At 48.8% G+C, this 7,899-nt stretch carries 13 protein-coding genes and 1 pseudogene; 2 read left to right on the plus strand and 12 right to left on the minus strand.

Going from position 1 to position 7,899, the window contains the following annotated elements; translation table 11 throughout:
- Positions 1-212: 212 nt before the first annotated feature.
- Entirely contained in the window at positions 213-1,442 is a 1,230-nt protein-coding gene (locus tag ABVM99_RS24225) for a site-specific integrase (protein WP_016062824.1), read from the plus strand.
- Here the strand turns inward: ABVM99_RS24225 and xis are convergent.
- The 9 genes from xis to ABVM99_RS24270 all read right to left on the minus strand — a co-directional run bounded on the left by xis (position 1,420) and on the right by ABVM99_RS24270 (position 5,384).
- Positions 1,420-1,704 (minus strand): excisionase Xis, encoded by a 285-nt coding sequence (gene xis / locus ABVM99_RS24230; RefSeq protein WP_016062825.1) that lies wholly within the window; start codon positions 1,702-1,704, stop codon positions 1,420-1,422. The genes ABVM99_RS24225 and xis overlap by 23 nt on opposite strands.
- 40 nt (positions 1,705-1,744) lie before the next feature.
- Positions 1,745-1,984, minus strand: a complete 240-nt coding sequence (locus tag ABVM99_RS24235; protein ID WP_052938283.1) for a DUF4060 family protein — start codon at positions 1,982-1,984, stop codon at positions 1,745-1,747.
- A 5-nt stretch (positions 1,985-1,989) separates the two neighbouring features.
- On the minus strand, positions 1,990-2,859 hold the full coding sequence (locus tag ABVM99_RS24240) for a Dam family site-specific DNA-(adenine-N6)-methyltransferase (protein ID WP_001648675.1): 870 nt from the start codon (positions 2,857-2,859) through the stop codon (positions 1,990-1,992).
- Positions 2,856-3,536 carry a lambda exonuclease family protein gene (locus tag ABVM99_RS24245; RefSeq protein WP_058799601.1) on the minus strand — a complete coding sequence of 227 codons (681 nt, stop codon included), beginning with the start codon at positions 3,534-3,536 and terminating at the stop codon, positions 2,856-2,858. Before ABVM99_RS24245 ends, ABVM99_RS24240 begins: the two co-directional genes overlap by 4 nt.
- Positions 3,533-4,318: a phage recombination protein Bet gene (bet, locus tag ABVM99_RS24250; RefSeq protein ID WP_001652508.1), complete on the minus strand. Its 786-nt coding sequence runs from the start codon at positions 4,316-4,318 to the stop codon at positions 3,533-3,535. Before bet ends, ABVM99_RS24245 begins: the two co-directional genes overlap by 4 nt.
- Before the next feature lie 5 nt (positions 4,319-4,323).
- A complete protein-coding gene (locus ABVM99_RS24255) occupies positions 4,324-4,620 on the minus strand; it encodes a host-nuclease inhibitor Gam family protein (RefSeq protein ID WP_058799602.1) in 297 nt (98 codons plus the stop codon).
- A gap of 83 nt (positions 4,621-4,703) precedes the next feature.
- Positions 4,704-4,976 carry a hypothetical protein gene (locus ABVM99_RS24260; protein WP_000335970.1) on the minus strand — a complete coding sequence of 91 codons (273 nt, stop codon included), beginning with the start codon at positions 4,974-4,976 and terminating at the stop codon, positions 4,704-4,706.
- Positions 4,977-4,986: 10 nt separating this feature from the next.
- Positions 4,987-5,184 carry a DUF1482 family protein gene (locus ABVM99_RS24265; protein WP_023136566.1) on the minus strand — a complete coding sequence of 66 codons (198 nt, stop codon included), beginning with the start codon at positions 5,182-5,184 and terminating at the stop codon, positions 4,987-4,989.
- Positions 5,184-5,384, minus strand: coding sequence for a hypothetical protein (locus ABVM99_RS24270; protein WP_000648615.1), 201 nt, complete (start codon positions 5,382-5,384; stop codon positions 5,184-5,186). The genes ABVM99_RS24265 and ABVM99_RS24270 overlap by 1 nt, the downstream gene beginning before the upstream one ends.
- A 365-nt stretch (positions 5,385-5,749) precedes the next feature.
- Here ABVM99_RS24270 and ABVM99_RS24275 point away from each other — a divergent pair, with 365 nt between their 5' ends.
- Positions 5,750-5,956: a hypothetical protein gene (locus ABVM99_RS24275; protein WP_000373340.1), complete on the plus strand. Its 207-nt coding sequence runs from the start codon at positions 5,750-5,752 to the stop codon at positions 5,954-5,956.
- Positions 5,957-5,978: 22 nt separating this feature from the next.
- On the opposite strand, the gene ABVM99_RS24280 is transcribed toward ABVM99_RS24275, so the two are convergent.
- The 3 genes and pseudogenes from ABVM99_RS24280 to ABVM99_RS24290 form a co-directional block, all read right to left on the minus strand.
- A complete protein-coding gene (locus tag ABVM99_RS24280; RefSeq protein ID WP_023137791.1) occupies positions 5,979-6,797 on the minus strand; it encodes a DUF3037 domain-containing protein in 819 nt (272 codons plus the stop codon).
- Positions 6,794-7,531 carry a HipA family kinase gene (locus ABVM99_RS24285; protein WP_130525692.1) on the minus strand — a complete coding sequence of 246 codons (738 nt, stop codon included), beginning with the start codon at positions 7,529-7,531 and terminating at the stop codon, positions 6,794-6,796. The genes ABVM99_RS24280 and ABVM99_RS24285 overlap by 4 nt, the downstream gene beginning before the upstream one ends.
- 152 nt (positions 7,532-7,683) lie before the next feature.
- Positions 7,684-7,899 (minus strand): annotated as a pseudogene (locus ABVM99_RS24290) (transcriptional regulator); the annotation flags it as partial.

Consider the following 7,899-nt stretch of genomic DNA (forward strand, 5'->3'; position numbering starts at 1 on the left):
ACATCGATAATTGATAGCACGCCAGCCCCCGCAAACCTCCGACAAAAACGCCTCAAGATCCCCATAAAATCAGCTTTCCCAAAAACAATACTGTTTGCATGCACAGTAAACCTACGACATCATAAGTCATGGTTTTTGTGTCCACCAGCGCGTCCATATCCTATGATGGACACATTACCTCCCGTTCTGATGGACACACGCAGGGACAAATCATGGCTATTTCAGATAGTTATCTAAAGTCGTGCCTTGGGCGCGAACGAGACAAAGTTGAAGAAAAGGCAGACCGTGATGGTCTGTGGGTACGTATCTCCAAAAAGGGGGCTGTTACTTTTTTCTACCGATTCCGCTTCCTGGGCAAACAGGACAAGATGACGATCGGCAGCTATCCGGAGTTCGGGTTAAAAGCCGCGCGCGATGAAGTCGCTAAGTGGGCCGCCATTCTTGCCCGTGGCGAAAACCCACGGATCAGGCAAAGCCTCGACAAAGCCAAGATTAACAGCCAGTACACCTTCGAAGAGCTGTTTCGCGAATGGCATTCAATGGTGTGCGTTCAGAAAGAAACGGCAGGGCAGATTTTACGTACATTCGAATTGCACGTTTTCCCCAAGCTAGGGAAATACCCTGCACATCAGCTCACGCTGCACAACTGGCTCACCGTCCTGGACAGATTGGCTCAGGCATACAGTGAGATCACCAGGCGCGTAATCAGCAACGGGCGGCAGTGTTATTCTTGGGCGGTAAAACGGCAACTGCTCGAGGTTAACCCGCTATCCGAAATGTCTGGCCGTGATTTCGGCATCCAGAAACAAATGGGCGAGCGAACCCTGGACCGCAAAGAGCTGGCGATAGTCTGGCGAGCCATTGAGGATTCCCGCCTCATTGAGCGCAACAAGATCCTCTATAAATTGTCACTTATATGGGCGTGCAGGGTCGGCGAACTCCGGCAGGCTGAAGTCGCACATTTTGATTTTGAAGAAGGGATCTGGACTGTTCCATGGGAAAACCACAAGACAGGGCGGAAGACAAAAAAACCAATAATTCGACCTATCATTCCGGAAATGCTCCCGCTGATAAAACGGGCCATTGAGCTGGCGCCTGGACGCTTTGTTTTTTCAAAATACGAAGACAAACCGATGAGCGAAGGCTTTCACATGAGCATCAGTAGTAACCTGGTTAAGTTCATGCTGAAGGCTTATAACGAGCAGGTCCCACACTTTACTATTCATGACCTACGCAGAACTGCGCGAACGAATTTCTCAGAGCTAACCGAGCCTCATATCGCCGAGATAATGCTCGGGCACAAACTGCCAGGTGTGTGGTCGGTGTACGACAAGCACACCTATGTTGAGGAAATGAGAGTGGCATATGGTAAGTGGTGGGCCCGACTTATGAGCATCGTCGAGCCCGACATTCTGGAGTTCACGCCGCGTCAGGTCGGGTGAGACGGCCTTTATCATCACGGGTTAGATTCAGGTGAGACATCGGCTTACGGGTTGATCGTGACATCTCTTTAATCTGCCAAGCGGTGACTTTAGTTTTAAGCCATTTGTTGGAGCCACCCATATATGAACAGTCTGGTTCCGGGAATGGGTTGTTGTCGCTTGGTCGTTTTCGGTAACGATCCAGCGTCCTGGAAGAAATCCTTAGCTGACAGCAAATTTCGCTGGTGCTCATCAATTCAAAGTCTCTAATTTTTTTGCTCATCGTTTTCTCCAGTGGCCCCGCAGCGGGCCATCGCTAATATTCAGTTTGCCTGTGCTGGCAGATTTCTAAGTTTCCGGACGCCGATCATTGCGGTGGCTACGTAGCTGGTGGCCCGGTTAACTACTTCAACAGGCACCTTTACGCCATCCACTACAACGGTGTAATTGGTAACGTGCTTTTGTCTGCCGTAATCGCCGAACTTCTCATGATGCGCTGCCAGTGCAACATCACATGCGCGACGACCGACTGGTGATTGCTTGCTTCTGTTAATAAGTTTCATCATCACTAAATCCCCAGTGAGGCGACGATATCGTTCGCTGTTTCTCGGGTACTGCCTTTACTCGATATTGATCTGCGGGCATTGACCCGGTGCAAAGTGAAGCCGTGCCGCTCGTAAAGTTCAATAACGCGTGGTGCGGTAGAATTACTGATAAACACTTTTGCGCCGCGCTGATGGGCTGCCACGCAGCTTTCAGCAAGTGCTACCTGGCTATCCCATGAGAACCCGCCGGAGGCGTAGCTAGTGAAGCCAGCGGTGCCGGGCATTGGCTCGTATGGCGGATCGCAGTAAACGACATCACCATCACCCGCCAGCCTGAGAGTACGTTCGAAACCTGCATTCATAAATACGCACGCGCTGGACTTCTTCCTGAATGCCATGAGCTCTTTTTCCGGGAAGTATGGGGCTTTATATTTTCCCCATCCAACATTGAAAAAACCATCAAGGTTGTAACGCATCAGACCGTTAAAGCAGTGCCTGTTGAGGTAAAGGAATGCGGCCGCTCGCTCTATCGCATTCAGTTGCCAGGCGTTGAATGCTTCACGAATTACTGTGTAGTTTTCGGCATCATTCAGATGCCTGAAAGCCTTCATTGCCTCTGCGATTACCGAATCAGGCACTACGGCCAGCATCTGGTACAGATTGATCAGGTCAGCATTAATGTCAGCCAGCAGGAAGTATTCGTGTTTATCTGAGTTGAGAAACACCGATCCGCCGCCCACAAATGGTTCTATCAGTCGTTTACCAGCCGGGATAAGACGATCCAGTTCCGGCAGCAGCGAATATTTACCGCCTGCCCATTTCAGGAACGGGCGGCGCCAGGTGTGCGGAACACTTTTTTCAACTGGTAGTACTGTCGTTGTTGCGTGCGTCATCGCCACTGCTCCCCGAACGTGAAGCCAATCTCCTTTAGCGCTTCGTCCATCTTTTCGATAAATTCCGGTACCATTTCGTTGAAGAGGGACATGTATTTGTCGTCTCGCTCAACAACCACGTGGTGGATACCTTCTCGTTTCATGCGCGGGTCATAATTCGCGAAATACCATGCATCTCTCCCGGTTACCCACATGCTGAATTGCACCTGGGCCATATAGGCGGATTTGATAGCCTCGAAGCCGCCAAGCCTGAATTTCATAAAGTCGCGAGAGGTGAAAGGGCACTTCAACTCAAGACCGCGGCCATCACTGCACAGGCCGTCAGGAGAACAGGCGGTACGCATGCCCTCGTCACGGAAAAGGATCGGCGACCCGGTGACCTTCACGTCAGTGGTGAACTCAAACAGGGTGCGAGCATCGTCCTCATACTGTTTCCCCCAGGCCAGCGCCCTGGCGTTAACTTCCGGCGCCACGCCGGTGCAAACTTCAGCAAGAAGGGTGAGAAAGTAGGACATCTTCATATCCGTCCATTTCTTGCCTGAACGTGGTTTTGAAATGACGTTGTGAACTTCGGAAGCAGTGATGACACCGAGGCGTAGACGGTGCCACGCTTCATCACCTTGCTCGATGTTGCTAACGTCAATACCTGTACGAGCCAGGATAATTTCTGGTGTCATGCTTCCACCTTCTGTTCTGCTGCTTTCTGCTTCAGGAATCCGAGGGCTTTCACTGCTTCGATTTGCGTAAGATCTGACGATGCACCAATATCGCGACGGAAGATTTGGGAGCAGAGCGGCAGCAGATCGTCATCCCATGTTTTATTCAGGGTGATCAGCAGATCATTAATTTCCTGCATGGTTTCATCACTAACCGGAGTGATGTCGCGTTCCGGCTGGCGATCTGCGGTATACGTGGTATTTTCGACAATGCGTTCGGCCTCATCCTTGTCGTAGATGCCAGCGAAACCGAAGGCAAGACGGGCGCATTGGATCATTGCTTTGTGTCGCAACATCCGTTTGGGATGTGACTGCCACGGTCCAGTAATCTCACGACCATCACGGGTTTTGAATGGTTCTCGGCGACATTCATCCATCCATTCGGTAACGCAGATCGGATGGTTACGGTCCTTACGGTAAATCCTGCATGTACATGATTCGTTATCCTGCTCAAAATCCATACCGTCAAACTGCTGGTTTTCGTTGATGATACGGGACCAGCCATCAACACCCACCACAGGGACGATCCCGTTCTGCTTATCAGGAAAGGCGTAAATTTCTTTCGTCCACGGATTAAGACCGTACTGGTTGGCGACTATCAGTAGCGCAATAAACTGCGCATCACTGGCGTCACCTTTAAAAGCTGTCTGGCGCAATGTGGTGATCAGTTCCTGCGGATCTACAGAATCCATTCCTACACGTTCAGCCAGTTTTCCTGCCAGTGTTGCGAGTGCTGTGCTCATTTGTCTCATTCCTCTGATTCAATATCAATTTGATGCCGGGAAAACACCTCAACCATGTACCGCACAAACTCCGACGCGCGCTCCTGGAATTCGACATCGTCATCAAATGCCCGGCTGATCGCTTTTTTGTTGGCGCCGTGACGCGGTAGCTCATCCATACACAGCGACTCCAGCATGTGAAGCGACAGTCCTTTCTCCAGGTCGTCAGCCAGCTCGGATTCTTTCTCTTCTCTGTCGATTTGCTGGTAATGCCGGGTCCAGTTCTGAGCCTCGATCCGGTCATAAGTGAGATATGCGTTCATGGCTGAACTCCTGAATTTTGTGTGTAACAATCCTGTCGCTTTAATAGCCGACCATTCGGTTAAATTCGGTTTTGCTGGTGGTGTCAGCCCTGCGATTCGCCGCAGAACGGGCAGAAATTCATTTTTGCGTTAGTTTCCAGGCGATTAAGGTTTTTAGCCATTTCGCCGTTTTTCTTTTTGGCCCGGTATGCCAGTTTGTATTTCAGCATTACAAACAGCTTGCCTTCGGAAAGAGAAAGAACCTGATTATCCCAACCGGTATCAAAAGTGCTTTCGCTTACTTCTGCACCTTCCGGAACCTTTTCTTTCAGTCGTGCTTCGATCTGAGCACCGACCTCATTAATGCAGTTGCACATCCCTTACCCCTCAAAATTTCGCCTCATAACCTGCTGGTGTTTCGTCAGCATGTATGATGCCTTCGACTGGATAGCAGTTAGTGACGCCCATTTGCTCACTCGCTGCCGCTTCACATTGCTGCTGGTTGTCGAAAATACCGACAACAGCATCCTGGTAATCACCGTTCGTCATGGTGATGGTCAGCACTAATGCGTACAGTGCTCCCATCAGTGAGTCCCCGCAGGCACTAGATTTGGTTCAATAGTGCGTGAGGCATAAGGGCGGCGAATGTTGCGCAGGTTGCCCTGTGGTTCGTGCCAGTAGGTGCCATCTCGGTAGTCGAATGAAACCTGCCATGCTGCGCCGGTACGGATGTTTCGCATTGGGACGGCGCGCCCGCTGTTAGGTACTGAGCTGGTGGCTTTCATGACAGCGCCTCCACGAATTCTGCGAAGCTGAGTGCCTCCTCACCATCGGCGAGGCCTTCAAAGTATTCTTCGTATGCTTTTTCCATCTCACCCTCTTTGCCTTATCGCCGGCCAGCGGAACATTGTTTAAACCTTCTGCGCGTTAACTTTTCCACCTCATTCCGGTCTTCGTATGCCCCGGACGGCTACTTCGTGGACGTCCTGCCTGGGTGGTTCGTTGTTGCTATGGAATTATATTAAGCCTTAGACTTAAATAATGTCAAGCTTAAGGCGAATGCATTTGTTAAGTTTTAGACTTATTTTTTGACTGACACGTTGATTTAGGAGATGCTTATGGTTACAAAATCACCAAAAATGGGGTGGTTATGGATCGTGACGAGCTGGAAGAAGACCGTGCAGCATTCATTGCGGGTGAGATTGGCGGCGCAGTGGTCGAATTGATAATCGACGGCGTAGTGATCAGCCGCGATGCGATTGTGGATAGCCTAGAGGCTAAGCGCAGGGCAGTGGGAAACGTCATTCACAAAGGTGTATTGCGGGATGCGGCTGCTATGGTGCGGAAAGGGCAATAAAAAACCCGGCGCGAAGGCCGGGTTAAATTGCTTGTCTGGCAAACTTTACTATTGATGCTTCATCTCTATGCTCTATGTGATGGATACCTTTCTCGTCGAATGTGTTACGAATTTCACGCATCGCTTTTACCTCAAGAGCGCTTGGCTGGTAAGGTGCATCTATCGTAAATAACACATTAGAGATAGATAAAATTTTCTCACTGGCGGCGCGTAAAATTTTTGCTGTCCAAGAGTCACAGTGCTCCATCATTTTTTCCGGTTTGTCCTGTGTGAACGCCAGGGGTTTGATTGCACATAAAATCTCTCCCTCTTGACGAGCGACAAATGGTAAAGAGAATCGCGTCAACTCTCCGCCAAGCGTCTCTTTTTTAAACGCATTCTTAAGATCACTGTAATGAGAGAAGCGATGCTTAAGTTCTCTCGTTAGGATGGCCTCACGAGATTCTTTTGTTACTTCTGAATGATTTACAAACTTATTAAAAAGGGTGGCTGTAATTTCCTGAGGGCAATCAGACATCACAACTCTCGCTGGGCTAAAATGAATGATTGATTCCTTTTTACCAATTAAGTAATTGAAAAAGTTTGCTAATTTCTCAGGGGTGGTGAATTTATAACTTTGTTCTTGAGCAAACTTTAACTCTCTTGCAATTGCATCTTTCGCATGAGGAAAAATTATCTCGTCCTGAAAAAAATTTTTTACTCTAGCGTTGTTGCCTTGAGTCAGTTGAAAGTGAAACTGCCCTAACTTCGGAGCACAAAGAACCACACCGACGTTGGCAAACTCTTCGGTTTCTGCATATGGCGCATATCTAATAATGCTGTATAGGCATGGTGTGGTCATTTGATGTTACTCCAAAATTCTCTGTCGCTTACTCTGTTCAGGCAGTTCATTATCTCATTCAACATCAGTTCGCGTTCTTCATCGGATGAAAACCACTCATCAGGAACCTGATTAAACTTCTCCTCAACTGAACCAATAGCACCACTAGCGAGATCCATCAGTTCGGGTTTATCAAGTATGTCGAACACCCACTTTCTTCCGTTTGCAGAATACACATGGACATCATACTCATCATCAGTTGTATCCTGTGCGAATGCCAGATTATGGTCAATCAGGTAATACCTATTATTAACAGCATCGAAAATTATATTTACATTGCCACCGATGTCAGTCAAAGACCTGTCAGCATTGTTTATCCAGCGGTCAAAGAAGAATATTTTCTTTTGATCCTGTATGTTTACAGCACTGCGGGCTTGTTGAATGTTAATGGTTGAGGCATTTTCAACAAAGCGGGTGGCAAATGCTGGGCCTGGTGAAAGCTCGCCGCGCAAATCAGGCATGAATTCGATAATCTCTTGGCCAACATCTACAATGCAAAAATCAGGGCAAGGTAGACCTATCTGTCTGGCTAGGTGTGCAGAAATAAATTCTGCTACAAGCTCTTTTTGCCGGAGTTTTGGCCTGCCCTTAACTATGTAAGCCAGCCCATCTTGGCACGTGCAAAGAAACGGCTGAGTCATACCGTCATTCATGCGTCTAGTATAGGCTGTAACTTGCAGATAGTTATTTTGCAAAACATACTTTCCCTAGAAATAAACACTAAACATTGGTGCTGGAAAACTTTAAAAAAATAACGTGCACAGCTTATCCTTAACCAAACGGCTCTTCAGCCCATCAGCACCCGAATACCTCAGGCTAACCGTACTTCCTGTAGGTCTGTAGCGTATTACTCCGTATCGCCCTTAATCCGCCGCCCCATGTACTTCGCGTACAGCTCGTCAAGTTCCTTCAGGCGCAGCGAGACAATCCGCAACATGTTCTGTTGCTCTTCTTCCGGTAACTGGCGATAGAGCTCAAGCAGGCGCTGTTCGTCAGGTTTAAGTCCGTCTTTCTCTCCGACATCCTCACCAAGCAGCCACGGAACTGATACGCCAGCAGCATC

The sequence above is a fragment of the Salmonella sp. SJTUF15591 genome (assembly GCF_043356435.1).
In the GTDB taxonomy this organism is placed as follows: Bacteria; Pseudomonadota; Gammaproteobacteria; order Enterobacterales; family Enterobacteriaceae; genus Salmonella; species Salmonella enterica.